Annotated in this window: 1 pseudogene; it reads left to right on the plus strand. The window is 65.0% G+C overall.

The window, feature by feature from the left end:
* A pseudogene (locus EN852_RS37315) lies at positions 1-337 on the plus strand (histone deacetylase family protein); the annotation flags it as partial.

Below are 337 nucleotides of genomic sequence, written 5' to 3' on the forward strand. Positions count from 1 at the left end.
CAGATCTTCCATCTCCGCGGCGACGTCCAGGTGCTCAACCTGCATGGCGATCCGATGGTCGAGTATCCCTTCTTCCTCGGCCACGCCGACGAGCGTGGCGAGGGCGACGGCGAAGGCTTCAACATCAACTACCCGATGCCCTTCGGCACCAGCTGGGACGGCTGGAGCGCCTCGCTGGAAGACGCCTGCGCCAAGCTCGCGGCCTACGCTCCCGACGTGGTCATCGTCTCGCTCGGCGTCGACACTTTCGAGAAGGATCCGATCAGCCAGTTCAAGCTGAAGAGCGAGGACTACCCCAAGATCGGCCAGCGCATCGCCAGGCTCGGCCTGCCGACGC

This window comes from Mesorhizobium sp. M2E.F.Ca.ET.209.01.1.1, assembly GCF_004010375.2.
In the GTDB taxonomy this organism is placed as follows: Bacteria; Pseudomonadota; Alphaproteobacteria; order Rhizobiales; family Rhizobiaceae; genus Mesorhizobium.